Origin of the sequence: Nocardiopsis dassonvillei (assembly GCF_964273065.1) — a bacterium.
Lineage (GTDB): Bacteria > Actinomycetota > Actinomycetes > Streptosporangiales > Streptosporangiaceae > Nocardiopsis > Nocardiopsis dassonvillei_B.
In genome coordinates this window covers 5,586,353-5,611,115 of sequence record NZ_OZ186815.1, presented here as the reverse complement: position 1 = coordinate 5,611,115, position 24,763 = coordinate 5,586,353, and the positions used below count along the sequence as shown (strand labels likewise).

The window sequence follows — 24,763 nt, the reverse complement described above, 5'->3', positions numbered from 1 at the left end:
CGGGGCCGGTACGCGGGAGCGGCGGCCCCTCAGGCGGCCGGGCGGCGCATCCGGGCGATGAGGAGGGCGATGTCGTCGCCGCGCCCGGCGGGGGCCATCTCGGCCAGTGCGTGCGCGGCCCCCTCGGGGTCCTCGCAGTGCTCGGCGAGGGCGGCGCCGACCTTGTCCAGGCCGTCCTCCATGAGCACCTCGGAGCTCTCCACCAGCCCGTCGGAGCAGAGCAGCAGGGTGGAGCGCGGCTCCAGGACGCGGTCGGTCACGGGGTACACGGTGTCGGGGAGCACGCCCAGCGGCGGTCCGGTCTCGGGCTCCCACACCTCGAAGCCGTCGGGGCCGGCCAGGACGACGGGCGGCTGCCCGGCCCAGGCGGCCTGCATGGCGCCGGTGGACCGCTCCAGGACCAGGTAGCCGCAGGTGGCGAACACGATCTCGCCGGTGTCGCTGAGCAGCCGGTTGGTCTCGCCCAGGACGACGCCCGGGTCGGACTGGTTGCTGGCGTAGGCGCGGAAAGCGGCGCGGATCTGCCCCATCGCGGCGGCCGCCTCGACACCGTGGCCCTGCACGTCGCCGACCAGCAGGCCGACCCGGCCCCCGGGCAGTTCGACGACGTCGTAGAAGTCGCCGCAGATGCGCCAGTCGGCCCGGGAGGGCAGGTACTTGGTGGCGATGTCCAGGTCGGGGAAGCTGGCCACCTGGCGGGGCAGCATGCGCCGCTGCACGGCGTCGGCCAGTTCCAGCTCCGCCTGCTGGGCCTTGATGCGCTGGAGGGCCTGGCCGGCCAGTCCGGCGAAGGTGAGCATGAGCGCGCGCTCGTCCCGGCTGGCGTGGTGGGGGCGGTCCCACACCATCTGCCACACGCCCAGGGCGACCTTGCTGTCGCCGAAGATGGGCACGGTCGCCCAGGCCTGGGCCTTGGAGTCGTTGTGGCGCATGAGGTCGACGGCGGCGGGGAAGCGGCTGACGACCTCGGCGCGGCTCTCGAAGAAGCGGGGCTGGCGGTCCTGGATGACCGCTCCCATGGGGTAGTTGGTGTCACTGGCGCTGCGGCCGTCGATGAGGTCGGTGTTGCCTCGCCCCCGGGCCCCGGGCGAGGCGCGCAGCAGGCCGTCCTCCACGTACATGGCCGCGGCCGTGTGGCCGCCGAAGATCGGCAGGAACTCCTCGCTGAGCAGGTCCATGACCTTGTCCACGGTGGTGGCCGAGACGAGCTTGGAGGACAGCTCGGTGACCAGGCGGCCGTGCTCGGCCTCGGTGCGGCGGCGGTCGGCCAGGCGGCGGACCAGCTGGACGTGCTCGGTGACGTCGTCGACGATGCCGACGAGGCGGTCGGGGTCGCCGGGCACGAACCGGGCGCGCACGTGCAGGGAGCGCTCGTCGCCGAGGCGGTCGAAGACCCGGAAGCGCTGCTCGTAGTCGCGTCCGGCGAAGGAGGCCGACATGGCGTCGCGGACCCGGGCGATGTCGTCGGGGTGGACGCGCTCCAGGATGCGGTCCAGTTCGCGGTCCTCCCCGGCCAGCAGCGAGCCGAGCGGGGTGGGGCCGAAGAGCTCGCGCAGTCGGCCGCTGCCCAGGTCCAGGCTCCACAGGACGGAGTCGGAGTTGTCGGTGCGCAGCTCGCCGATGACCCGCAGGTCGGCCTCTTCGGTGGACAGGACGTGCACGAGGACGACGGCGGTGTCCTCGTCCACCGGCCGTACCTCGGCCTCGGCCAGGCAGGAGGCCTTGGCGGTGACGCGGAGCCGCAGGCGGCGGCGCGGGCGGCCGTTCGGGGACTCCCGGCGGGCCAGGGCCTCGCGGTGGAAACGGGCGGCGCGGCCGTCGTCCCCGTCGAGCAGTTCGTGCCAGCGGCGGCCCGCCAGGTCGTCGGCCGCGCGGTCCACGAGTGCCCGGAAGGCGAGGTTGGCGTGGCGGATCGAGCCGTCGGCCGCGGTGAGCACCATGGGCTCGGGCGCGTGGAGGAACGCCCCGGCGAGCACGCCCTCCGAAGCACCGCCTACAGCACGTTCTTCGTTCACGGACTCAATCCTCATGTCGTCTCGGACGTCGCATCCGTGCCCGGGCACGGTCACCCCTGCGAACATTCCGATTCGGCTCATTCTAATGTCGGGGGCGGTGCGGTCTCCGGGGGGCGCCTTCGGGCGGCCGGTGCCACCGCCCGCCCGGATCACCCGTGCGACCTCGTGCGACACGGGTCGGCGGGGTCCACCGGTGTGGGGATGCTCGGCACACGGGGCCTACGGGCCGTCGGGGGCCGGGGTCCCGGGACACGAATCGTTACGTTCGCGTGACTCGATGGCACAGAAGGCACTCCACCACCATTTCCGCCCACCGGTCCGACGAGGCCCCCGTCGTGCCGCGCGACCACTCCCGAGGATGCGGGCACCTGGTGGGGAAGGGTGATTCGCCCCCAACGGTAGGGGATGCGGGGGCCGGGCGCATCCACAGGGGTCACACGAGGCCATGTTCGGCCAGGTTTTTCCGAAAAAGCCGAGAGATTCCCTCCCCCGGGTCCCCTATGACCGTTTCCTGATGAATTCGAAACCGAAAGAAGGAATCCACCGGACCGCGGGAGATCACCCGCTTCCGGCGCCGGGCTCCCGGGACGGGCGAATCCGCTGGTCCGCCCTGTGGGCCGACGCCTCCCTGGGCGCCGGCGGAGGCGATCCGCGCCGGAAGCCGTACCCGGCGCGGGGGCGGTTCCTCTCGGGGCCCTGGCGCCCGAGTCCCCCGGGCCCGGCGGGGGAGAGGCCGTGGCGGTCGTGTACCGGCCACGGCCTCCGGGTCCGGGGAGGCGGGCGGTGGCGGACCCGCGGCGGGCTCCTGGATCCGGTCCGCGGCCGCCCCGGAGGGTCGGCCGCCGCCCCCGCCGGCCGCCCGCGTTCCGCCGCTCCGGCACCTCCCCCGGGAGGGCGCGGGCCCCGGAGCGCCCCCGCGTGCCGCTCCGCCGGGGAGGGCGTCCCGGTGGGAGGCCGCGCGGATCCGGGGCGGGGCGGCGGGCCGGGGCCGCGCCTCCTACTTCTTCTGCTCCCCCGGGGGCACGACCGACCGGATGTGGACGTCGCGCAGCTGCTTGTCGGAGACCGCGGAGGGCGCGCCCATCATCAGGTCCTGGGCGTTCTGGTTGAGCGGGAACGCGATGGTCTCGCGGATGTTGGGCTCGTCCGCCAGGAGCATGACGATGCGGTCCACACCCGGGGCGATGCCGCCGTGCGGCGGGGCGCCGAACTTCAGGGCCTTGAGCATGCCGCCGAACTCGGCCTCGACGGCGTCCCTGTCGTACCCGGCGATGTCGAAGGCCTTGTACATGATCTCGGGCGAGTGGTTCCGGATCGCACCCGAGGACAGCTCCACACCGTTGCAGACGATGTCGTACTGCCAGGCGAGGATGTCCAGCGGGTCCTGGTTCTCCAGGGCCTCCAGGCCGCCCTGCGGCATCGAGAACGGGTTGTGGCTGAACTCGATCGTGCCCTCGTCCGAGCGCTCGAACATCGGGAAGTCCACGATCCAGCAGAACCGGTAGGCCTTCTCCTCGAAGTGCCCGGCGCGCTTGCCCGCCTCGACCCGGACCGGGGCCATGATGCGGTTGATCTCCGCCTCGTCCTCGCTCGCGCAGAAGAACAGGCCGTGGCCCGGTCCGGCGCCCAGAGCGGACAGCAGCTCGTCGGAGACCTCCGTGACGAACTTGGCGATGGGGCCGGTCAGCTCGCCGTTCTCCCCGACCTTCAGCCAGGCCAGGCCCTTGGCCCCCTGCTCGACCGCGAAGTCGCCGATGCCGTCGAAGAACTTGCGCGGCTGGCCGCCGACCCCGGGCACCGCCAGGGCGCGCACCTTCTTGCCGGCGAAGGCCCGGAAGTCGGTCTTGCCGAACAGCTCGGTGACGTCCTGCATCTTCATCGGCACCCGCAGGTCCGGCTTGTCGGTGCCGTACCACCGGAGGGCGTCCCGGTAGGCGATGCGCGGGTACGGGGAGGTGATCTCCCAGCCCTGGGAGAACTCGCGGAAGACGTCGGTCATGACCTTCTCGATGACCTCGAAGACGTCCTCCTGCTCGACGAAGCTCATCTCGACGTCGAGCTGGTAGAACTCGCCCGGGGAGCGGTCGGCGCGGCTGTCCTCGTCGCGGAAGCAGGGCGCGATCTGGAAGTAGCGGTCGAACCCGGCGATCATCAGCAGCTGCTTGAACTGCTGCGGCGCCTGCGGCAGGGCGAAGAACCTGCCCGGGTGCAGGCGGGAGGGCACCAGGAAGTCGCGGGCGCCCTCGGGGCTGGAGCTGGTGAGGATCGGGGTCTGGAACTCGTTGAATCCCAGCGCCGTCATCTTCTGGCGGATCGAGGCGATCACGCGCGAGCGCAGCATGATGTTCTCGTGCATCCGCTCCCGGCGCAGGTCCAGGAAGCGGTAGGTGAGGCGGCGCTCCTCGGAGGTGTTGTCCTCCGGGAAGACGGTGAGCGGGAGCTCCTCGGTGGTGCCGAGCACCTCCAGCTCGGCGGCGTCGATCTCGATCTCGCCCGTGGGCAGGTTCGGGTTGACGTTCTCGGCGCTGCGGGCCGTCACCTCGCCGGAGACGCGGATGACCGTCTCCTTGGAGACCCGGCTGAGCTGCTCGAAGACGGGGGACTCAGGGCGGGCCGTGAGCTGGGTGATGCCGTAGTGGTCACGCAGGTCGACGAAGAGCAGACCGCCCAGATCGCGGCGGTTGTGCACCCAACCGGAGAGGTTCACCTGCTCCCCGACATGCTCCTTGCGGAGCTGACCACACGTATGAGTCCTGTAACGATGCATGAGTTACCAAGTCCACTAGCTACACGGCTGGGTGAGGGTGCCGGGAGACCGCTTCAGGTCCCGGACGAGGGCACGGCATGGCCCTGAACATCTGGAATCCTACCGTCAACGCCGCCGCCCGACCTCCTGAATACGACCTCGGCGGACCGCCGCGGGGAGCGCCGGGAGACCGCGGCTCCGGTGTCCGCTCCCGGTCAGCCGGCGAGGTCGCGCAGGTAGGGGTTGGTGGCACGCTCGCGGCCCACGGTGGTGGCCGGGCCGTGGCCCGGCAGGACACGGGTGTCGTCGTGGGCGCCCAGGACCGCGGTGGCGAGGCTGCGCGCCATCGCGGCCGGGTCCCCTCCGGGGAAGTCGGTGCGGCCGATGGATCCGGCGAAGACCAGGTCGCCGGCGAACATCACCGGGACGCCGTCGTCGCTGCGGGTGGTGTAGACGACCGACCCGGGGGTGTGGCCCGGGGTGTGGGCGACCGTGTACTCCGCTCCGGCCAGGGACAGGACGTCGCCGTCGGCGACCTCCACGACGCGGGCGGGCTCGCGGTGGGGGCCCGGGCCCAGCAGGGCGGCCAGCTGCGCGGCGAAGGCCGCGTCCACTCCCCTGCCGGGGTCGGTGAACAGGGCCCGGTCGGCCGCGTGCACGTACACCGGGATGTCGTGGGTGTCGGCGATCTCGGCCGCCGACCACACGTGGTCGAAGTGCCCGTGGGTGAGCAGGACCGCGACGGGGGCCAGCCGGTGCTCGGCCAGGACCTTGGCGACCGGCTCGGCGGCGTCCTGCCCCGGGTCGACGATGACGCACTCACCGTTCGGGGCCGCCGCGGGCACGTAGCAGTTCGCGGCGAGGGGTCCGGTGGGAAGCGCGGCGATGAGCACGGCGGATGACGTCCTGTCCTCGGTCGGTGGCGGGGGCCGCGGACCGGCTCGCGGCCCGCGGGTGGGTACCGAGCCTACCGACGCGGCCGGGGCGGGGGCGACCGGAAGAACACACCCGTGCGCTCTTTTGATCACCATTCGATCACCGCACACGCCCGGACTCTTTGCCAAAGCGCGTGGTAATGCCATATTGGGCACCGTCCCATGTGCTCCGGGCCCCGACCTGCGCCTCTTCCAGAAAAGCGGGCCGTCGGTTCTCGGCCCCGGCCGGCACGACAGGGGACGCCCACGGCGGGCGACGGAAAAGCCCGCCCGCATGGATGAGACACGGCGCGCCGTCATCATCGAATCGGATGGATACCGTGTTCAGCACAGTGGTTTCCATCACGGATCGGCGAGGGACACCGCGACGACCAGAACCCGCTCTCGCGGGTTCATGACAGCAGGAGGACACGGTGACCACGGACCCTTGGGGCCGCGTAGACGACGAGGGCACGGTCTACGTGCGCACGAGCGAAGGCGAGCGGGTCGTCGGATCGTGGCAGGCCGGGGAGCCGGAGGAGGCCCTGGCCTTCTTCCGCCGCAAGTACGACTCCCTGGTCACCGAGGTTGAGCTGCTGGAGAAGCGGCTCAACACCACCGACCTGTCCGCCGCCGCCGCGATGTCGAACATCGACAAGCTGCGTTCGGCCGTGCAGGAGGCCCACGCCGTCGGTGACCTGGACGCCCTCACCCGCCGCCTGGACGCGCTGGCCGAGCGCGCCGAGACCCGCAAGGCCGAGCAGAAGCAGGCCCAGGAGCGGGCCCGCGGCGAGGCCCGCGAGGTCAAGGAGCGCATCGTCGCCGAGGCGGAGCGGGTCGCCGCCGAGACCACGCACTGGAAGTCCGGCGGCGAGCGGATGCTCCAGCTGATCGAGGAGTGGAAGAAGGCCCCCCGGACCGACCGCCCCACCGAGCAGGCGCTGTGGAAGCGCATGTCGGCGGCGCGCAACTCCTTCTCCAAGCGCCGCAAGGCCTACTTCGCCAACCTGGACCAGGAGCGGGAGTCGGTGCGGTCCGAGAAGGAGCGCATCGTCGCCGAGGCCGAGGCCCTGTCCTCCTCCACCGAGTGGGGTGAGACCGCCCGCGCCTACCGCGACCTGATGCAGCAGTGGAAGCGGACCGGCCGCGCCGACCGGGCCAGCGAGGACCGCCTGTGGGCCCGGTTCAAGGCCGCCCAGGACGCGTTCTTCGACGCCCGCAACGCGGTCTTCGCCGAGCGCGACGCCGAACTGCGGGTCAACGCCGACGCCAAGGAGAAGATCCTGGCCGAGGCGCAGGCGGAGATCCGCGGCCTGATCTCGGACCCGCGCCGGGCCCGCGCCCGGCTGCGCGACTTCCAGGAGGCCTGGGAGGAGGCGGGGGAGCTGCCGCGCGACACGCGCGACCGGCTCGAGGGCGCCTTCCGCCAGGTCGAGGACGAGGTGCGCCGCGCCGAGGAGACCGAGTGGGAGCGCAAGAACCCCGAGGCCCGGGCGCGCGCCGAGGCCACGGTGGCGCAGCTGTCCACGGCGATCGCCGACCTGGAGAAGAAGCTGGAGAAGGCGCGGGCGAACAACGACGCCCGTCGCGTCAAGGAGGCCGAGGAGTCGCTGGAGGCCCGCCGTGCGTGGCTGGCCGAGGCGGAGAGGGCGCTCGGCGACCTGAGCTGAGGCTCCTTCCCGGATCGTGCGGGGCGGGTCCGTGTCCGCGGGGACACGGGCCCGCCCCTCCGTGTCGGGGCGGGGGTTCGCCGGCGGGGGCCCGCGCCCGGCGCCGGAGGAGCGGAAGCCGCCGGTCCGGTCCCGGACGTCACCGGTGCGGTCGCGCTCTTCCGCGGGCTCCGCGACCGCCGCGGCCGTCCCCGCGGGGGTGCCCCGAAGCCGTGGAGGGGGACCGCCCGGTCCCCCTCCGGCTCAGGCCGCCCCGGTCAGCGGTGCGCGTCCAGGTGGTGGACGGTCGCTCCGGGGAAGGTGCGGATGTTGGGCACCGAACCGGGCGTGTGGTTGCTGGGCTCGGGCGGTGCGGGCCTGGTCCCGCGGGTGCGCAGGTACAGCGCGGTCCCCCCGCCCGCCAGGGCGAGCAGCACCGCCAGCGCGGCGGTCGCCGCAGCCCACAGCGGGACCGCCGGCCTGAGCACCGCGTGCTCCTGCGAGGCGCAGGAGGCGAGCACCCCGTCGGCGCCGGACCGCAGGCAGACCGTGGAGACGGGGCGCCCCGAACCCGCGGGGAGGGCGGTCAGCTCCCCGGTGACGTCGAACGTCGCCCGCTCCCCCGCCTCCAGCGGCCGGGTCCAGACGACGCGGCCGCCGTCCACCTCGGCACCCTCCGTCCCGGTGACGTAGCGCATCGTCGGCGGCAGGATGTGGACGACCTCGGCCGCGGGCACCGGCCCGGGGCCGGAGTTGCGGACGCCGATGGTGTACCGCACCCGGTCCCCCGGGGCCAGCCTCTCCGGTTCGGCCCTCCCGGTCAGGGTCACGTGCAGCGTCTCGGCCCCGGGAACCAGCTCACGGGTCTCCGGGGGGTCCGGGGCCTGGATTCCCGGCAGGGCGACGAGGGCCGCCAGGCCCAGGGTCGACATCACCGCGGCTACGCCCATGGTGCTTCCTCCGTGTACAGCACATAACCATATGTATTTACTTGATAACACGGAGTGTTCTCTTGGGGTGTCCGCCATGCGGTGAGGGGGCGGACGACCCGTCGGTCGTCCGCCCCCTCACCGTCGGTGCGTCGGGGCTCAGGCCCCCACGAACGAGCGCAGGGCCGCGGCGCGGTCGGTGCGCTCCCAGGTGAACTCCGGCAGCTCGCGGCCGAAGTGGCCGTAGGCGGCGGTCTTGGAGTAGATCGGGCGCAGCAGGTCGAGGTCGCGCACGATCGCGGCCGGACGCAGGTCGAAGACCTCCTTGACGGCCTTCTCGATCAGGTCCGGGGCGACCTTCTCGGTGCCGAAGGTCTCGATGAACACGCCGACCGGGTGCGCCTTGCCGATGGCGTAGGCGACCTGGACCTCGGCGCGCTCGGCCAGCTCGGCGGCGACGATGTTCTTGGCGACCCAGCGCATGGCGTAGGCGGCCGAGCGGTCGACCTTCGACGGGTCCTTGCCCGAGAAGGCTCCGCCGCCGTGGCGGGCGTAGCCGCCGTAGGTGTCGACGATGATCTTGCGGCCGGTGAGGCCGGCGTCGCCCATCGGGCCGCCGATCTCGAAGCGGCCGGTCGGGTTGACCAGCAGGCGGTAGTCGTCCGCCGCCAGGCCGAAGGCCTCCACCACCGGCTCGATGACGTGCTCGCGGATGTCCGGGGCGAGCAGCTCCTCGAGGCTGATGTCGGCGGAGTGCTGGCTGGAGACCACGACCGTGTCCAGGCGCACCGGGGTCTGGCCGTCGTACTCGACGGTGACCTGGGTCTTGCCGTCCGGGCGCAGGTAGGGCACGGTGCCGTTGCGGCGGACCTCGGACAGGCGCTCGGCGAGCGAGTGCGCCAGCTTGATCGGCAGCGGCATCAGCTCCGGGGTCTCCCGGTTGGCGTAGCCGAACATCAGGCCCTGGTCGCCCGCGCCCTGGCGGTTGAGGGCGTCGTCCTCGTGCTCGACGCGCGCCTCGTAGGCGGTGTCGACGCCCTGGGCGATGTCGGGGGACTGGGCGTCGATGGAGACGTTGACCCCGCAGGAGTCACCGTCGAACCCCTTGGCGGACGAGTCGTACCCGATCCGGAGGATGGTCTCGCGCACGATGGCGGGGATGTCGACGTAGGTCTGGGTGGTGACCTCACCCGCGATGTGGACCTGACCGGTGGTGATCAGCGTCTCGACGGCGACCCGGCTGGCGGGGTCGTGGGCGAGCATCGCGTCGAGGATCGCGTCACTGATCTGGTCGGCCATCTTGTCGGGATGGCCTTCGGTGACCGACTCGGAGGTGAAAAGGCGGCGGGACACGGTTGCGTGACTCCTTGCAGCGGCTGCTGGCTGACATGTGGCGGCGGGCACGACGCGGCCCGACTGCCTGCCGGGACGGTCAATACCGACCGATGCGGTTGGTTATCGGTCCACTGTAACGGGATCGGCGGGGACGGAGATCCCCGGCCGACCTCGTCGGTCGCGGACGCCCGAACGAAGTGTGGCGTACGCGGCGGTGGGAAATCCAGTCCTGTGATGCGCGGGTCACCGGGGCAGGCGTTCTCCGACCAGGTCCCACACCCGGTCGGCGAGGTCCTCCTTGGGCCCGTGCGGGATCTCCACGGCGCTGCCGTCGGCCCCCAGGACCACGGCCTGGTTGTCCTCCGTGCCGAAGGCGCGACCGCCGCCGACCTGGTTGACCACGAGCAGGTCGCAGCCCTTCCTGGCCAGTTTGGCACGGCCGTTGGCGATGACGTCGTCGGTCTCGGCGGCGAAGCCCACGATGACCTGGCCGGTGCCCTCCCGGGCGCGGGAGGCCACCAGGCCCGCCAGCACGTCGGGGTTCTCCACCAGCTCGATGGGGGCGGGCGCCGCACCGGACTTCTTGATCTTGGAGGCGACGCTGGTCGCGGGCCGGAAGTCGGCGACGGCGGCGCTCATCACGATGACGTCGGCGCGGGCGCGCTCGGCCTCCACCGCCCCGGCCAGCTCCACCGCCGAGGACACCGGCACCACGCGCACCCCGGCCGGGTCGGGCAGGGCGACGTTGGCGGCGACCAGGGTGACCTCGGCACCCCGCGCTGCGGCGGTGCGGGCCAGGGCGTAGCCCTGCTTGCCGGAGGAGTGGTTGCCGATGAACCGGACCGGGTCGATGGCCTCGCGGGTGCCCCCCGCGGAGATCACGACGCGCAGGCCCGAGAGGTCGGGCTCGGTCCGCCCGCGGCGCAGCACCCGCCGTGCGGCCTCGAAGAGCTCGGCCGGATCGGGCAGCCGCCCGCGGCCGGTGTCGGCACCGGTGAGGCGGCCCACCGCCGGGTCCAGGACGACGGCGCCGCGTGAGCGCAGGGTGGCCACGTTGGCCCGGGTCGCGGGGTGCTCCCACATCTCGGTGTGCATCGCGGGGGCGAAGACCACCGGACACCTGGCGGTCAGCAGGGTGTTCGTCAGCAGGTCGTCGGCCAGGCCGGCGGCCGCCTTCGCCAGGATGTTGGCGGTGGCCGGGGCGACGAGGACGAGGTCCGCGGACTGCCCGATGCGCACGTGCGGGACCTCGTGGACGGCGTCCCAGACACCGGTCGCCACGGGGTTGCCGGACAGGGCGGCCCAGGTGGGCTCACCGACGAAGCGCAGGGCCTCGTCCGTGGGCACGACCCGGACCCGGTGCCCGGACTCGGTCAGTCGGCGGAGCAGCTCGCACACCTTGTAGGCGGCGATGCCGCCGCCGACGCCGAGGACGACCTGGGGTTCACTTCCTGTGTCAGTCACAGACAGGATTTCTACCAGGTCGGGATCAGGTGCCCTCGTAGGGCTCCGCCGTGAGGAGCCCGGACTTGATCTCGCGCAGGGCGATGGACAGGGACTTCTCCTGCACCTGGGTCTCCACGAGGGGGCCCACGTACTCCAGCAGGCCCTCGCCCAGCTGGGCGTAGTACGCGTTGATCTGGCGGGCCCGCTTGGAGGCCATGGTGACCAGGCTGTACTTGCTGTCCACCAGATCGAGCAGATCGTCGATCGGCGGGTTGGTGATGCCTTCGGCGACGGGCTCGGTTCCAGCCACTTTCGATTACCCCCAGGGAACGGTCGGTTGTGCGGCGCGGTGCGCCACGGTGTACAGAGTACGCGGCACCGGCGGTCCCGGTGCCGTTCCGGCGTGCCCCTCCCCGCGAACGGGGAGGGCCGCGGCCGGGTCCGGCGGCACGGCGGCGCCGCGCGGCCGGTCCGCGGGTCAGAGCCTGCCGGGCTCGGCGGCGGTGATCAGCGCCAGCAGTTCGCCGCACACGTCCCGGACGGACGTGTTGACGAGTGTGGTGTCGAACTCCTTCTCGGCGGCGAGTTCGACCTTGGCGACCTCCAGCCTGCGCCGGATGACCTCGTCGGACTCGGTGCCGCGCCCGGTGAGGCGGCGCACCAGCTCCTCCCAGGAGGGCGGGGCCAGGAACACGTGCAGGGCCTCGGGCATGGTCTCACGGATCTGGCGGGCGCCCTGGAGCTCGATCTCCAGCAGGACCGGCAGTCCGGCGGCCAGGCGCTCCTCGACGGGGCGGCGCGGGGTGCCGTAGCGGTTGCCCGCGAACTGCGCCCACTCCAGGAGCTCGCCGTCGGCGACGAGGCGGTCGAACTCGGCGTCGTCGACGAAGCGGTACTGGACGCCGTCGACCTCGCCCGGGCGCGGCTTGCGCGTGGTGGCCGACACGGAGAGCCAGACGTCGGGGTGGGCCCGGCGCAGCTCGGCCACGACCGTGCTCTTGCCCACACCCGAGGGTCCGGACAGGACGATCAGCCGTTGTTCTCCTGGGTTGGGCATGGCTCTCGCGGGCTTCCCTTCGGGCCTCGGGCGACCGCCCGCGGCGCGCTCTGGGCGCTCGGGCGACGGGGGCCGTTCCGGGCCGGATCGCCCACCGCGCGGGCGGCGGGTGCGTGCGGGGTTCATCCTCGCGTTCGGGCGCGGGAAGCTTCATTTATACCACCGGGCCGTGACGCACGGTGCGGCCCCGGGAGGGGTCGACCGTGGTCACGGCCCGGTGCGGGTCCACCTGGGGGGTGGCTTCCGCGGGCGGTCCGAACCGCCGCGTCTGTGGGGGACGCGGCGGCCCGGGGGTCGCGGCCGCGGTGTTACTTGGTGAGGTCGCCGAACTCGGCCTCGAGGGCCGCGCGCTGGTTGGTGCCCAGGCCGCGGACGCGGCGGGACTCGGCGATGTTGAGCCGCTCCATGATCTGCTTGGCGCGGACCTTGCCGACGCCGGGGAGGGACTCGAGCAGGGCGGAGACCTTCATCTTGCCGATGACGTCGTCCTTGAGCCCGTCGGCGAGCACCTTGGACAGCGAGATACCGCCGTTCTTCAGCTTGTTCTTGACCTCAGCGCGCTCTTTTCTGGCCTTGGCGGCCTTCTCGAGAGCCGCGCTGCGCTGCTCGGGTGTGAGGGGAGGAAGGGCCACGCCGGGTCACCTCGGATTTCTACTCGTTTGTAGAGGGCGGACGCCTGCGCAAGTTAGTAGGTCTGACCCCTGTTAGGCAACGTAAAGTGCCCTTTCAGCGGCTATTTCATCGAACTAACTACTTAGCGTAGTCATTCAATTGCACTAAGAGATGAAAATCGGGACTTTAGTCCCGATTGGATGACCTGCAAAGCATGTCACCTGCGCAGGTCACAGAGGGGTGAGCCGGGTCACTCTCAGCTGCGGATCCCGCATTTAGGACATACCGAATCAGTGACCCTCAGTGACCGAATCCGCTCCCCTCCCCGCCTCGGACACGGGCCCCGGCACGCCGTACGGCCTCCGCGATGGCGGCCGCCGCCGCACCGGGATCCGGTGCCCGGGTGATGGGGCGGCCGATGACCAGAAGGTCCGCCCCCGCCGCGATGGCCTCCTCCGGGGTCGCCACCCGGGACTGGTCACCCCTGTCCGCCCCCGCCGGGCGCACGCCCGGCGTGATGAGGGTGATGTCCGGGCCCACTTCGGCGCGCACGAGGGCCACCTCCTGGGGCGAGCAGACCAGGGCACGGGCCCCGGCGCCCACCGCCAGCACCGCCAGCCGGCGCACCGCGTCGCGAGCCGGCCCGAGCAGCCCCACCTGCTCCAGGTCCTTCTCGTCCATCGAGGTGAGCACCGTCACGGCGGCGATCTCGGTGTCCGGAGCCGCCTCCACCGCGGCCCGGACCATGTCCGCCCCTCCCCCGGCGTGCACGGTGAGGATGGCGGGCCCGAGCCCGGCGACGCTGCGCGCCGCCCCCGCCACCGTCGCCGGGATGTCGTGGAGCTTGAGGTCGAGGAACACCCCGACCCGGTTGGCGCCGCGCACGGCGCTGACGACCTCGGGGCCGTAGCGCAGGTAGAGCTCCAGCCCCACCTTGACGGTGCTGACATGGGGGGCGACCGCAGAGGCCCAGGTCGCCGCGGTCTCGATCTCGTCGGCATCGATCGCGACTGCGATGGGCGCGGAAGGCGCGGTCATCGGTTACTCCCTTTCGTGTGCCATCGACCCGTTGGCCGATGCGTTCCATTCGCTCGCGTTCTTACGAACGTGATTACGAATGCACGTTCACTGTCCTGTGCACACCGCCAAGGTGTGCGGTTCCCAGAACCGGGCGCTTCATGCGCCCGATGAGGGTCACTTCGTCGTAACGACCGCCCACGCGGCCGCAGGCGGCCTTTGCCCGGCTTCGGGTCGATCCGTACCCGGACGGCCACGTTCGGTCGCACAGCGCCGCCTCAGCGCCGTTCAGGCCGGTCAGAGCACGCGCGGGCGGATCGGGGGCCGTCGCGGGCCGGCCGGGGCCCTCACACCCCGGTGCCGGGCCGGTGGGCGGCGCCCACGAGGTCCGCGGCCCGGGCGACGCCGCGGGCCTCCAGCGCCTCGGTGAACTCGCGCAGCACCCGCACGCACGCCGAGGGGTCGGAGAAGTTGATCGTGCCCAGCGCGACCGCGGTGGCCCCGGCCGCCATGAACTCCACCACGTCGGCCCCGGTGCGCACCCCGCCCATGCCGATGATCGGCACGTCCGGCAGCGCCTCGCGGACCCGGTACACGCAGCCCACCGCCAGCGGCCGGATCGCCGGGCCCGACAGCCCGCCCATGCCCCCGGCCACCGCGGGGCGCAGCGTCCGCGGGTCCACGGCCATGCCGCGCACGGTGTTGATCATCGACAGGCCGTCCGCACGGGCCTGAACGCACGCGGTCGCCAGCGCCACCACGTCGGGCACGTCCGCCGTCAGCTTGGCCAGCACCGGCAGGTCCGACCGGGCGTGCGAGCGCACGGTGCTCACCACGGCGGCCGCCCGCGCGGCGTCGTCGGCGAACCGGCGCCCGTCCGGGTCGGCCGGGTCCGGACACGACAGGTTGACCTCGATCGCGTCCACCCCCGGCTCGGCGGAGAGCCGACGGGCCAGCTCGCCGAACTCGGCGGTGCCCGAACCCGCGACGGACACGATGGCCCGCCCGCCCCGGGACAGCAGCCACGGCAGGTCCCGCTGGAGGAACACGTCCACCCCCGGTCCCTGCATGCCGGTGGTGCTGAGCATGCCGCTGGGCGTCTCGGCCATGCGCGGGGCGGGGCGCCCGGCGTGCGGCTCCAGCATCACGGACTTGGTGGTGACCGCGCCGATCTCGGCGATGTCGAAGAACTGGGCCAGCTCCCGGCCCGAACCGGCGCACCCGGCGGCGGTCACCACCGGGTTGGGCAGCTCCAGGGCTCCCAACCGGACTCTCAGGTCTGTGTTCACCGTGTCTTTCCCGGTCGGTGGTCGGATGCGGCGGGCGCACCCTCGCGGTCAGGCGATGTCGCGGGCCGACTCGGCGGGCCGGGAGGACCCGGCGCCCTTCCAGCCGGGCGCGCCCAGCGCGTCGAAGGGGATCGTGCCCACGTCGTCGAAGCGCACCTGCTCGCCCCGGAACACCGGGCCGTCGACGCAGGAGCGGACCATGCGGGTGATGCCGTCCTCCCCCACCACCGGGATCACGCAGGTCATGCAGATCCCGGTGCCGCAGGCCATGGTCTCCTCCACCGACACCTGCACGGGGATCCCGTGGCTGCCGGCCACGGCGGTGACCGCGCGCAGCATGGGCATGGGGCCGCAGGCGTAGACCACGTCGGAGCGGCACTCCTCGATGACCCGGCCCAGGACGTCGGTGACCCGGCCGCGGGTCCCGAAGGAGCCGTCGTCGGTGGTGAAGACGGCGGTCTCGGCGATCCGACGGGCCGTGATGGCGCTGAACACCCGGTCGGCGGAGGCCCCGCCCAGCACGAAGTCCACCCGGCAGCCCCGGCGGCGCAGCGACTGCGCCAGCGGGAAGAGCGGGGCGCTGCCCGAGCCGCCGCCGACCAGGACGCAGTTGACCGGGTCGCGGGGCAGCGGGAAGGGCCGCCCCAGCGGCCCGACCACGTCCAGCAGGTCGCGGGAGCGCCGCTCGGCCAGCCAGGCCGTGCCGGTGCCGCGCACCGCGAACAGGAACTCGACGGTGCCGCCGTAGTCGGGCTTGACGTCGTGGATGGCGAAGGGGCGCCGCAGCAGCGTGCTGGAGTGGTCGCCGCCCACCGCCACCGACACGAACTGGCCCGAGCGGAACCGCTCGGCGATCCCGGGGGCGACGACGGTGATGGCGTAGTAGGCGTCCACCCGGCGCACGTTCAGCACGGGGCACCTGACCTGCACCGGTCCGTAGTCGCTCATCGTCTGGGTGTGGCCTCTCTCGCGCCGTGTGCCTGGGGGCGCCGCGGTGGGTCCACCGCGGCGCCCGTGCCGTCCGGTTCCCTACAGCCTAGGGCGGTACCGGAGCGCGACCGTCGGCCCTTGGGCGAGGGGGCCGGGCGTCACTCCCGGCGGGCGACGAGCGCCTGCGCGTGCTCCTGGAGGGAGCGCACGCCGACGTCGCCGCGCACCCGGGCCTCGATCGCCTGGACCGCGGCGGCCAGCCCCTGCACCGTGGTGACGCTGGGGACGGCGCGCACCACGGCCGCGGTGCGGATCTCGTACCCGTCCAGGCGCGGCCCGGCCTGCCCCGCCCCGCCGAACGGGGTGTTGACGATGAGGTCGACCTCCCCGTCGTGGATGAGCTGGACGATGGTCTTCTCGCCGTCGGGACCGGGGCCCTCGCTGTGCTTGCGCACCACGGTGGCGCGCACGCCGTTGCGGCGCAGGACGACGGCGGTGCCCTCGGTGGCGAGGATCTCGAAGCCGAGGTCGGCCAGGCGCTTGACCGGGAAGATCATCGAGCGCTTGTCGCGGTTGGCCACCGACACGAACACCCGGCCGCTGACCGGCAGGTCGCCGGTGACGGCCAGCTGCGACTTGGCGTAGGCGGCGCCGAACTCCACGTCCAGGCCCATGACCTCGCCGGTGGAGCGCATCTCCGGGCCCAGGATCGTGTCGACGCCCTCGCCCTTCCTGTCGATGAACCGGTTGAAGGGCAGCACCGCCTCCTTGACCGACACCGGGGCGTCGGCGGGCAGGTCGCCGCCGTCGCCGGTGGCGGGCAGCATGCCCTCGGCGCGCAGCTCGGCGACGGTGGCCCCGGCCATGATGCGGGCGGCGGCCTTGGCCAGCGGCACCGCGGTGGCCTTGGACACGAACGGCACGGTCCGCGAGGCGCGCGGGTTGGCCTCCAGGACGTTGAGCACGCCGGAGGCGAGTGCGTACTGGACGTTGATCAGGCCGCGCACCCCGGTTCCGCGGGCGATGGCCTCGGTGGAGTGGCGGATCCGGTCGATGTCCTCCTTGCCCAGGGTGATCGAGGGCAGGGAGCAGGCCGAGTCGCCGGAGTGGATGCCGGCCTCCTCGATGTGCTCCATGACGCCGCCGAGGTACAGGTCGGTGCCGTCGTAGAGGGCGTCGACGTCGATCTCGATGGCGTCGTCGAGGAAGCGGTCCACCAGCACCGGGTGCTCGGGGCTGACCTCGGCGTTGCGCTCGATGTAGTCGGCGAGCATCGCCTCGCTGTAGACGATCTCCATGCCGCGGCCGCCCAGCACGTAGGAGGGGCGGACCATGACCGGGTAGCCGATCTCGTCGGCGACGGCCTTGGCCTCGGCGAAGGAGTAGGCGGTGCCGTACTTGGGCGCGGGCAGCCCGGCGTCGGCCAGGACCTTGCCGAACTCGCCGCGGTCCTCGGCCAGGTCGATGGCCTCGGGGCTGGTGCCGATGATGGGCACCCCGGCGTCCTTGAGGCGGCGGGCCAGGCCCAGCGGGGTCTGGCCGCCGAGCTGGACGATGACCCCGGCGACGGGGCCGGTGAGCTGCTCGGCCCGGACGACCTCCAGGACGTCCTCCAGGGTGAGCGGCTCGAAGTAGAGCCGGTCGCTGGTGTCGTAGTCGGTGGAGACGGTCTCGGGGTTGCAGTTGACCATGACGGTCTCGTAGCCGGCCTCGGCCAGCGCGAAGGACGCGTGGACGCAGGAGTAGTCGAACTCCACGCCCTGGCCGATGCGGTTGGGGCCCGAGCCCAGGATGATGATCTTGGGCTTGTCGCCGGCGGGTACCTCGGTCTCCTCGTCGTAGCTGGAGTACAGGTACGGCGTGGCGGCCTCGAACTCGGCGGCGCAGGTGTCCACGGTCAGGTAGACGGGGTGGATGCCCAGGGCGTGGCGCAGCTCGCGGACCACGTCCTCGCTCTTGCCGGTGATCTCGCCGATCTGGAGGTCGGAGAAGCCCAGCCCCTTGGCGGCGCGCAGCAGGTCGGCGTCGAGCTTGGGCGCGGCGGCCAGGGTGCGGGCGGTCTCCTCCAGGCGCAGCATCTGGTCCAGGAACCAGGGGTCGATGCGCGTGGACTCGTACAGCTCCTCGACGGTGGCGCCGGCGCGGAAGGCCTGCTGGACCTGGCGCAGCCGGAACTCGGTCGGGGTGGCGGCGGCGCGGACCAGTTCGTCCTTGTCCCCGGGCCGGCCCGCCCAGGTGAAGCCGACGTCGGCCTTCTCCAGGGAGCGCATGGCCTTCTGGAGGGCCTCGGGGAAGGAGCGGCCGATGGCCATGGCCTCGCCCACCGACTTCATGGTGGTGGTGAGCGTCGGGTCGGCGCCGGGGAACTTCTCGAACGCGAACCGGGGGGCCTTGACGACCACGTAGTCGAGCGTGGGCTCGAAGCTGGCCGGGGTCTCCTTGGTGATGTCGTTGGGGATCTCGTCGAGGGTGTAGCCCACGGCGAGCTTGGCGGCGATCTTGGCGATCGGGAAGCCGGTGGCCTTGGAGGCCAGCGCCGAGGAGCGCGAGACGCGGGGGTTCATCTCGATGACGATGACCCGGCCGGTGGCGGGGTGGACGGCGAACTGGATGTTGCAGCCGCCGGTGTCCACGCCGACCTCGCGGATGACCGCGATGCCGATGTCGCGGAGCTTCTGGTACTCGCGGTCGGTGAGGGTCATGGCGGGGGCGACGGTGATGGAGTCGCCGGTGTGCACGCCCATGGGGTCGAGGTTCTCGATGGAGCAGACGACCACGACGTTGTCGTTGGTGTCGCGCATCAGCTCGAGCTCGTACTCCTTCCAGCCGAGGATGGACTCCTCCAGGAGCACCTCGGTGGTCGGGGACAGCGCCAGCCCCTGGCCCGCGATGCGGCGCAGCTCGGTCTCGTCGTGGGCGAACCCGGAGCCGGCTCCGCCCATGGTGAAGGACGGGCGCACGACGACGGGGTAGCCCAGCTCGCCCGCGGCGTCGAGGCACTCGGCGAGGGTGTGGCAGATGCGGGAGCGGGCGGACTCGCCGCCGATGCGCTCGACGATGCGCTTGAAGCTCTCCCGGTCCTCGCCGGACTGGATGGCGTCGATGTTGGCGCCGATGAGCTCGACGCCGTACTTGTCGAGGATCCCGGCCTCGTGCAGGGCGACGGCGGCGTTGAGCGCGGTCTGCCCGCCCAGGGTGGGCAGCAGGGCGTCGGGGCGCTCCTTGGCGATGATCTTCTCGATCATCTCGGTGGTGATCGGCTCGACGTAGGTGGCGTCGGCGATCTCCGGGTCGGTCATGATCGTGGCCGGGTTGGAGTTGACCAGGATGACCCGCAGGCCCTCGGCCCGCAGGATCCGGCAGGCCTGGGTGCCCGAGTAGTCGAACTCGGCCGCCTGCCCGATGACGATGGGACCGGATCCGACCACGAGGACGGAGGAGAGGTCACTACGGCGCGGCATGCTCTTGGTTCCTTACTTCTCGGCAGCCGCGGTGGGCTGGGCGGCGGACATCAGGTCGACGAACTCGTCGAAGAGCCCGGCGGCGTCGTGGGGGCCCGCGGCGGCCTCCGGGTGGAACTGGACGCTGAACACGGGGCGGTCCAGCAGCCGCAGTCCCTCGACCACCTGGTCGTTGAGGCCGATGTGGCTGACCCGGGCGCGGCCGTAGGGGGTCTCGAAGGTGCCCTCTAGCGGTGCCTCGACGGCGAACCCGTGGTTCTGGCTGGTGATGGCGACCCTGCCGGTGGCGGTGTCGATGACCGGCTGGTTCACGCCGCGGTGGCCGAAGGGCAGCTTGTAGGTGCCCAGGCCCAGGGCGCGGCCGAGGATCTGGTTGCCGAAGCAGATCCCGAACAGGGGCCTGCCGGCGTCGAGGATCCCGCGCATGGCGGCGACGGGGCCGTCTGCGGTGGCGGGGTCGCCGGGGCCGTTGCTGAAGAACACGCCGTCCGGGTCCAGGGCGAGCAGGTCCTCGGCGGTGGCGGAGGAGGGCAGGACGGTGACCCTGCAGCCGCGCTCGGCGAGCCGCTGGGGCGTCATGGCCTTGATGCCCAGGTCGACGGCGGCCACGTGGAAGCGGGTCTCGACGCCCTCGGGCGGCAGGACCTCGTAGGGCGCCTCGGTGCTGACCTCGCCGGCCAGGTCGGCCCCGGACATGCGGGGCTGCTCCAGGACGCGGGCCAGCAGGGCCTTCGGGTCGGTCTCGACGCTGCTGACGGCGGCCCGCATGGCGCCCTTGTCGCGCAGGTGGCGGGTGAGGGCGCGGGTGCCGGTCATGGCGATGCCGACGACGTTCTGGCGGCGCAGCTCCTCGTCGAGGGTGCGCTGCGCGCGCCAGTTGGAGGGGATGCGCGCGGGTTCGCGGACGACGTACCCGGCGACCCAGATGCGGCCGGACTCGGGGTCGTCGTCGTTGACGCCGGTGTTGCCGATGTGCGGCGCGGTCATCGCGACGATCTGGCGGTGGTACGAGGGGTCGGTGAGGGTCTCCTGGTAGCCGGTCATGCCGGTGTTGAAGACGATCTCCCCGAAGGTCTCGCCGGTCGCACCGAAGGAGCGCCCGTGGAAGACCCGGCCGTCCTCCAGGACCAGGATCGCCGGTGCGGCGGTTGCCTCTGACACGTTTCCCCCCTCTGCGGGACCAGGTGCTGCCTGGGCGCCGCTCACTGCGTTCTTCACTTGATCTGCCCCTCCAGGACGGTGGGGGCGCCGCGCAGGAACGTGGCGCGCACCCGGCCGGGCAGGGTCATGCCCCGGAAGGGCGTGTTGCTGCTCTTGGTGACCATGGCCGCGCCGTCGGCCTCGTAGGGCGCGGCGGGGTCGTAGAGGACGACGTTGGCGGGTCCGCCGACCGCCAGGCCGCGGCCGTGGTCGGCGACCCGGCCGATGCGGGCGGGCGCCGCGGACATGCGGTCGGCGACGTCGGCCCAGGTGAGCAGGCCGGTGTCGACCATCGTCTTCTGCACGACCGCCAGGGCGGTCTCCAGGCCGACCATACCCATGGCGGCCGTGGACCACTCGGTCTCCTTGGCCTCCTTGGGATGGGGTGCGTGGTCGGTGGCGACGACGTCGATGGTGCCGTCGGCCAGGCCCTCCCGCAGTGCCTGCACGTCCTCGGCGGTGCGCAGCGGCGGGTTGACCTTGTAGATCGGGTCGTAGTTCTCCACCAGGTCCTCGGTGAGGAGCAGGTGGTGCGGGGTGACCTCGGCGGTGACGTCGCAGCCGCGGGCCTTGGCCCAGCGGATGATGTCGACCGAGCCCTTGGTGGAGACGTGGCACACGTGCAGGCGCGAGCCGACGTGCTGGGCGAGCAGGCAGTCGCGGGCGATGATCGCCTCCTCCGCGACGGCGGGCCAGCCGGGCAGGCCGAGGCGGTCGGAGACGCAGCCCTCGTTCATCTGGGCGCCCTCGGTCAGGCGCGGTTCCTGGGCGTGCTGGGCGACGACGCCGTCGAACGCCTTGACGTACTCCAGGGCTCGGCGCATGAGCAGGGCGTCGGAGACGCAGATGCCGTCGTCGGAGAAGACCCGGACGGCGGCGGCCGACTTGGCCATGGCGCCGATCTCGGAGAGTCGCTCCCCGGCCAGGCCGACGGTGACGGCGCCGACGGGGCGGACGTCGCAGTACCCGGCCTCGCGGCCCAGCCGCCAGACCTGCTCGACGACGCCGGCGGTGTCGGCGACGGGGTCGGTGTTGGCCATGGCGTGCACGGCGGTGTAGCCGCCCATGGCGGCGGAGCGGGAGCCGGTCTCGACGGTCTCGGCGTCCTCGCGTCCGGGCTCGCGCAGGTGGGTGTGCAGGTCCACCAGGCCGGGCAGGGCGACCAGGCCGGTGCCGTCCACGACCTCGGTGCCCTCGGGGGCGGCCGGGTCGGTTCCGATCTCGGCGATCCGGCCGTCGACGAGCAGGATGTCGACGGGGTCCCCGCCGAGCGGGCGGGCTCCGCGGATCAGGTGCGGTCCGTGGGTGTCGGGCATCGCGGTTTCGTTCCTCAGTGGTCGTTCGTGGAGAGGTGCGTCGGGGCGGGCGCCGGTGGTCGGCACGGCGTCGCGCCGGGCGCGCCGCGTGCGGGCGCGCCGGGTGGTTCAGGAGCCGCCGAGCAGCAGGTAGAGCACGGCCATGCGCAGGCTGACGCCGTTGGCGACCTGCTCGACGACGGTGCAGCGCGGGGAGTCGGCGACCTCGGCGGAGATCTCCATGCCGCGGACCATCGGGCCGGGGTGCATGACGATGGCGTCCTCGGGCATGCGGGCCAGGCGGGCGCCGTCGATGCCGTAGCCCCGGCTGTACTCGCGCACGGAGGGGAAGAAGGAGGCGTGCATGCGCTCGGCCTGCACCCGCAGCATCATGACGACGTCGGACTTGGGCAGCACCTCGTCGAGGTCGTAGGAGACCTCGCAGGGCCAGGTGTGCACCGAGACGGGCAGCAGGGTGGGCGGGGCGACGAGCGTGACGTGGGCGCCCAGGGTGGTGAGCAGCAGCACGTTGGAGCGGGCCACCCGGCTGTGCAGGATGTCGCCGACCACGGCGACGCGCAGGCCCTCCAGGCGGCCCATGCGGTCGCGCATGGTGTAGGCGTCGAGCAGTGCCTGGGTGGGGTGCTCGTGGGTGCCGTCGCCGGCGTTGAGGACGGAGCCGTCCACCCAGTTCGCCAGGCGGTGCGCGGCACCGGAGGCGCTGTGGCGGATGACGACGCCGTCGGCGCCCATGGCCTGGAGGGTGAGGGCGGTGTCCTTGAGGCTCTCGCCCTTGGAGACGCTGGAGCCCTTGGCGGAGAAGTTGACGACGTCGGCCGACAGGCGCTTGGCGGCGATCTCGAAGGAGGTGCGGGTGCGGGTGGAGTCCTCGTAGAAGAGGTTGACCACGGTGCGGCCGCGCAGGGTGGGGAGCTTCTTGACGGAGCGGTCGCCGACCCGGGCGAGCTCGGCGGCGGTGTCCAGGATGAGGACGGCCTCGTCCCGGGTGAGGTCCCCGGTGGAGAGCAGGTGGCGCATCAGGAGTCCTTCCCCTCGGTGCCGGAGGTCCTCTTCGGGCTGTCGGGGCCGGGCCGCAGTCCGCGGTCGAGGGTGGTGGAGGGCGACGGGCGGGACGGTCCGAGGAGGACGGCGTCGTGGCCGTCGGTCTCGGTGAGCCGGACGGTGACGCTCTCGCGCAGCGAGGTGGGCAGGTTCTTGCCCACGTAGTCGGCGCGGATCGGCAGCTCGCGGTGGCCGCGGTCGACGAGGACGGCGAGCTGGACGGCGCGGGGGCGGCCCAGGTCGTTGAGGGCGTCCAGGGCGGCGCGGACGGTGCGGCCGGAGAAGAGGACGTCGTCGACGAGGACGACGACGCGGTCGTCGAGCCCGCCGGCCGGGATCTCGGTGCGGCCCAGGGCCCGGGGCGGGGCGGTCCGCAGGTCGTCGCGGTACATGGTGATGTCGAGGGAGCCGTGGGGGACGGCGAGGTTCTCGACGCGTTCGATGCGTCCGGCCAGGCGGGCGGCCAGGGGCACGCCGCGCGAGGGGATTCCGAGGAGGGTGACCCCGTGTCCGCCCTTGGTGCGTTCCAGCACCTCGTGGGCGATGCGGGTCAGTGCGCGGTCGATCTCGCTGCCGTCGAGGACGGCCCGGGTGCCCTCGGGCGCCTCCGGCGGCTCCGCGCCGCCGCTCGTGTCACCTGTCGTGGGTTTTTGCGCACGCAAAGTAGTGACCCCCTTCCCTGCCTCACAGAACAGGTCGTTAAAGGATGTCGATCGGGCTCACGCTACCAGCGGGGGCGGCGGCGACCGGGGGCGGGTTCGGGGGCGGCGCACCCAAATGTGACTCTCGTCACACAGACAAACGGGATGGCGAGCTCGACGAGCGATGTGACGACTACCCTCCGCACACACCTGACATGCTCGACAAATGCGAAACTCCCTGAAAGATCGGGCTTTTCGCACTGCCGTGATGCACTTCTCATCACGATCAGTCCTGACATGAGAGGTCTCTCACTTACGCACGGTTTGGCCACCGATTAGTCGCGTTTCACACCAACGGCTTGACCTGGGGGGCAGACCCCCCTACCGTCACTGTCTGTAACCATTACCGGGTGGGGTTGCACCCCGTGACCTCCGGCGGCGCCGGACCGGCCCGCGGACGCCCCCCACCACGCCAGCCACTGTCACGGCCGGGAGCGACAAAAGATGCCATCCGAATACGCCAAGTCCCTCGGTGCGCGACTGCGTGCCATCCGTACCCAGCAGGGCCTGTCCCTCCACGGAGTGGAGGAGAAGTCCCACGGACGCTGGAAGGCCGTCGTGGTGGGCTCCTACGAGCGCGGCGACCGCGCCGTCACCGTGCAGAAGCTGGCCGAGCTGGCCGACTTCTACGGGGTGCCCATGTCGGAGCTGCTGCCCGGCGGCGCCGCACCCGCGCCCCTGGGCCCGACGCCCAAGCTGGTCATCGACCTGGAGCGCATGCAGCAGCTGCCCCAGGAGAAGGCCGGCCCGCTGTCCCGCTACGTGGCCACCATCCAGAGCCAGCGCGGCGACTACAACGGCCGCGTGCTGTCCATCCGCCACGAGGACCTGCGCTCGCTCGCCGTCATCTACGACAAGTCGCCCGGCGACCTGACCGAGGAGCTCATCAACTGGGGCATCCTCGACCCGGAGGCCCGCCGCGCCGTCGACTCCTTCTGACCGCTCCGGCCCGGATCGCATCCGCTCGCCACAGGACCGGCACGCCCCGAGGGGCGGGCCGGTCCTCGCCGTTTCCAGGAGGCCGCGCAACGGCGAACGGCGCGGCCGGACACGGGGCTTCCCCTCCCCGATCCGGCCGCGCCGCCGCCACCGGGTCGCCCCGGCG

General features: G+C 72.4%; 19 protein-coding genes. 2 read left to right on the top strand and 17 right to left on the bottom strand.

What is annotated here, in order from left to right:
- Positions 1–29 precede the first annotated feature (29 nt).
- The 3 genes from ACSUPR_RS25100 to ACSUPR_RS25090 form a co-directional block, all read right to left on the bottom strand.
- Positions 30–1,940 carry a SpoIIE family protein phosphatase gene (locus ACSUPR_RS25100; RefSeq protein WP_436892140.1) on the bottom strand — a complete coding sequence of 637 codons (1,911 nt, stop codon included), beginning with the start codon at positions 1,938–1,940 and terminating at the stop codon, positions 30–32.
- A 1,072-nt stretch (positions 1,941–3,012) separates the two neighbouring features.
- Positions 3,013–4,722 (bottom strand): aspartate--tRNA ligase, encoded by a 1,710-nt coding sequence (gene aspS, locus ACSUPR_RS25095; protein WP_436887175.1) that lies wholly within the window; start codon positions 4,720–4,722, stop codon positions 3,013–3,015.
- 254 nt (positions 4,723–4,976) lie between these two features.
- A complete protein-coding gene (locus ACSUPR_RS25090; RefSeq protein WP_436887174.1) occupies positions 4,977–5,654 on the bottom strand; it encodes an MBL fold metallo-hydrolase in 678 nt (225 codons plus the stop codon).
- A 455-nt stretch (positions 5,655–6,109) separates the two neighbouring features.
- Between ACSUPR_RS25090 and ACSUPR_RS25085 the strand changes: the two genes are divergently transcribed.
- Complete coding sequence (locus ACSUPR_RS25085; protein ID WP_436887173.1) at positions 6,110–7,345, top strand: DUF349 domain-containing protein; 1,236 nt, start codon at positions 6,110–6,112, stop codon at positions 7,343–7,345.
- Between the two features lie 257 nt (positions 7,346–7,602).
- Here the strand turns inward: ACSUPR_RS25085 and ACSUPR_RS25080 are convergent, their stop codons facing one another.
- The 14 genes from ACSUPR_RS25080 to pyrR form a co-directional block, all read right to left on the bottom strand.
- The gene (locus ACSUPR_RS25080; protein ID WP_436887172.1) at positions 7,603–8,274 is read right to left on the bottom strand and encodes a hypothetical protein; all 672 of its coding nucleotides are present in this window, start codon (positions 8,272–8,274) and stop codon (positions 7,603–7,605) included.
- Between the two features lie 138 nt (positions 8,275–8,412).
- A complete protein-coding gene (gene metK, locus ACSUPR_RS25075) occupies positions 8,413–9,606 on the bottom strand; it encodes a methionine adenosyltransferase (RefSeq protein WP_436887171.1) in 1,194 nt (397 codons plus the stop codon).
- A 225-nt stretch (positions 9,607–9,831) separates the two neighbouring features.
- Entirely contained in the window at positions 9,832–11,052 is a 1,221-nt protein-coding gene (gene coaBC / locus ACSUPR_RS25070; protein ID WP_436887170.1) for a bifunctional phosphopantothenoylcysteine decarboxylase/phosphopantothenate--cysteine ligase CoaBC, read from the bottom strand.
- 25 nt (positions 11,053–11,077) lie between these two features.
- Positions 11,078–11,344: a DNA-directed RNA polymerase subunit omega gene (rpoZ, locus tag ACSUPR_RS25065; RefSeq protein WP_073384132.1), complete on the bottom strand. Its 267-nt coding sequence runs from the start codon at positions 11,342–11,344 to the stop codon at positions 11,078–11,080.
- A 168-nt stretch (positions 11,345–11,512) separates the two neighbouring features.
- Positions 11,513–12,091, bottom strand: a complete 579-nt coding sequence (gene gmk / locus ACSUPR_RS25060; RefSeq protein WP_436887169.1) for a guanylate kinase — start codon at positions 12,089–12,091, stop codon at positions 11,513–11,515.
- Between the two features lie 308 nt (positions 12,092–12,399).
- Positions 12,400–12,723, bottom strand: a complete 324-nt coding sequence (gene mihF, locus ACSUPR_RS25055) for an integration host factor, actinobacterial type (protein WP_073384130.1) — start codon at positions 12,721–12,723, stop codon at positions 12,400–12,402.
- 280 nt (positions 12,724–13,003) lie between these two features.
- Positions 13,004–13,741 (bottom strand): orotidine-5'-phosphate decarboxylase, encoded by a 738-nt coding sequence (gene pyrF / locus ACSUPR_RS25050; protein WP_436887168.1) that lies wholly within the window; start codon positions 13,739–13,741, stop codon positions 13,004–13,006.
- Positions 13,742–14,067: 326 nt separating this feature from the next.
- Complete coding sequence (locus ACSUPR_RS25045; RefSeq protein ID WP_436887167.1) at positions 14,068–15,009, bottom strand: dihydroorotate dehydrogenase; 942 nt, start codon at positions 15,007–15,009, stop codon at positions 14,068–14,070.
- Positions 15,010–15,057: 48 nt separating this feature from the next.
- Positions 15,058–15,957 (bottom strand): dihydroorotate dehydrogenase electron transfer subunit, encoded by a 900-nt coding sequence (locus ACSUPR_RS25040; protein ID WP_436887166.1) that lies wholly within the window; start codon positions 15,955–15,957, stop codon positions 15,058–15,060.
- 140 nt (positions 15,958–16,097) lie between these two features.
- Entirely contained in the window at positions 16,098–19,400 is a 3,303-nt protein-coding gene (gene carB, locus ACSUPR_RS25035; RefSeq protein ID WP_436887165.1) for a carbamoyl-phosphate synthase large subunit, read from the bottom strand.
- A gap of 12 nt (positions 19,401–19,412) precedes the next feature.
- Positions 19,413–20,561, bottom strand: a complete 1,149-nt coding sequence (gene carA / locus ACSUPR_RS25030; RefSeq protein WP_436887164.1) for a glutamine-hydrolyzing carbamoyl-phosphate synthase small subunit — start codon at positions 20,559–20,561, stop codon at positions 19,413–19,415.
- 53 nt (positions 20,562–20,614) lie between these two features.
- Positions 20,615–21,916: a dihydroorotase gene (locus ACSUPR_RS25025; RefSeq protein ID WP_436887163.1), complete on the bottom strand. Its 1,302-nt coding sequence runs from the start codon at positions 21,914–21,916 to the stop codon at positions 20,615–20,617.
- Between the two features lie 108 nt (positions 21,917–22,024).
- The gene (locus ACSUPR_RS25020; protein WP_436887162.1) at positions 22,025–22,933 is read right to left on the bottom strand and encodes an aspartate carbamoyltransferase catalytic subunit; all 909 of its coding nucleotides are present in this window, start codon (positions 22,931–22,933) and stop codon (positions 22,025–22,027) included.
- Complete coding sequence (gene pyrR / locus ACSUPR_RS25015) at positions 22,933–23,619, bottom strand: bifunctional pyr operon transcriptional regulator/uracil phosphoribosyltransferase PyrR (RefSeq protein ID WP_436887161.1); 687 nt, start codon at positions 23,617–23,619, stop codon at positions 22,933–22,935. The genes ACSUPR_RS25020 and pyrR overlap by 1 nt, the downstream gene beginning before the upstream one ends.
- Before the next feature lie 483 nt (positions 23,620–24,102).
- Here pyrR and bldD point away from each other — a divergent pair, with 483 nt between their 5' ends.
- Positions 24,103–24,597, top strand: coding sequence for a transcriptional regulator BldD (bldD, locus tag ACSUPR_RS25010; protein WP_220559933.1), 495 nt, complete (start codon positions 24,103–24,105; stop codon positions 24,595–24,597).
- The last annotated feature ends 166 nt before the right edge of the window (positions 24,598–24,763 follow it).

Excerpts from the sequence above, each read along its gene's own strand:
- ACSUPR_RS25100 (WP_436892140.1), bottom strand. The coding sequence starts at position 1,940 with ATGGTGCTCACCGCGGCCGACGGCTCGATCCGCCACGCCAACCTCGCC.
- ACSUPR_RS25080 (WP_436887172.1), bottom strand. The coding sequence starts at position 8,274 with ATGGGCGTAGCCGCGGTGATGTCGACCCTGGGCCTGGCGGCCCTCGTC.
- gmk (WP_436887169.1), bottom strand. The coding sequence starts at position 12,091 with ATGCCCAACCCAGGAGAACAACGGCTGATCGTCCTGTCCGGACCCTCG.
- pyrF (WP_436887168.1), bottom strand. The coding sequence starts at position 13,741 with ATGACCGCGCCTTCCGCGCCCATCGCAGTCGCGATCGATGCCGACGAG.
- ACSUPR_RS25040 (WP_436887166.1), bottom strand. The coding sequence starts at position 15,957 with ATGAGCGACTACGGACCGGTGCAGGTCAGGTGCCCCGTGCTGAACGTG.
- carB (WP_436887165.1), bottom strand. The coding sequence starts at position 19,400 with ATGCCGCGCCGTAGTGACCTCTCCTCCGTCCTCGTGGTCGGATCCGGT.
- ACSUPR_RS25025 (WP_436887163.1), bottom strand. The coding sequence starts at position 21,916 with ATGCCCGACACCCACGGACCGCACCTGATCCGCGGAGCCCGCCCGCTC.
- ACSUPR_RS25020 (WP_436887162.1), bottom strand. The coding sequence starts at position 22,933 with ATGCGCCACCTGCTCTCCACCGGGGACCTCACCCGGGACGAGGCCGTC.
- bldD (WP_220559933.1), top strand. The coding sequence starts at position 24,103 with ATGCCATCCGAATACGCCAAGTCCCTCGGTGCGCGACTGCGTGCCATC.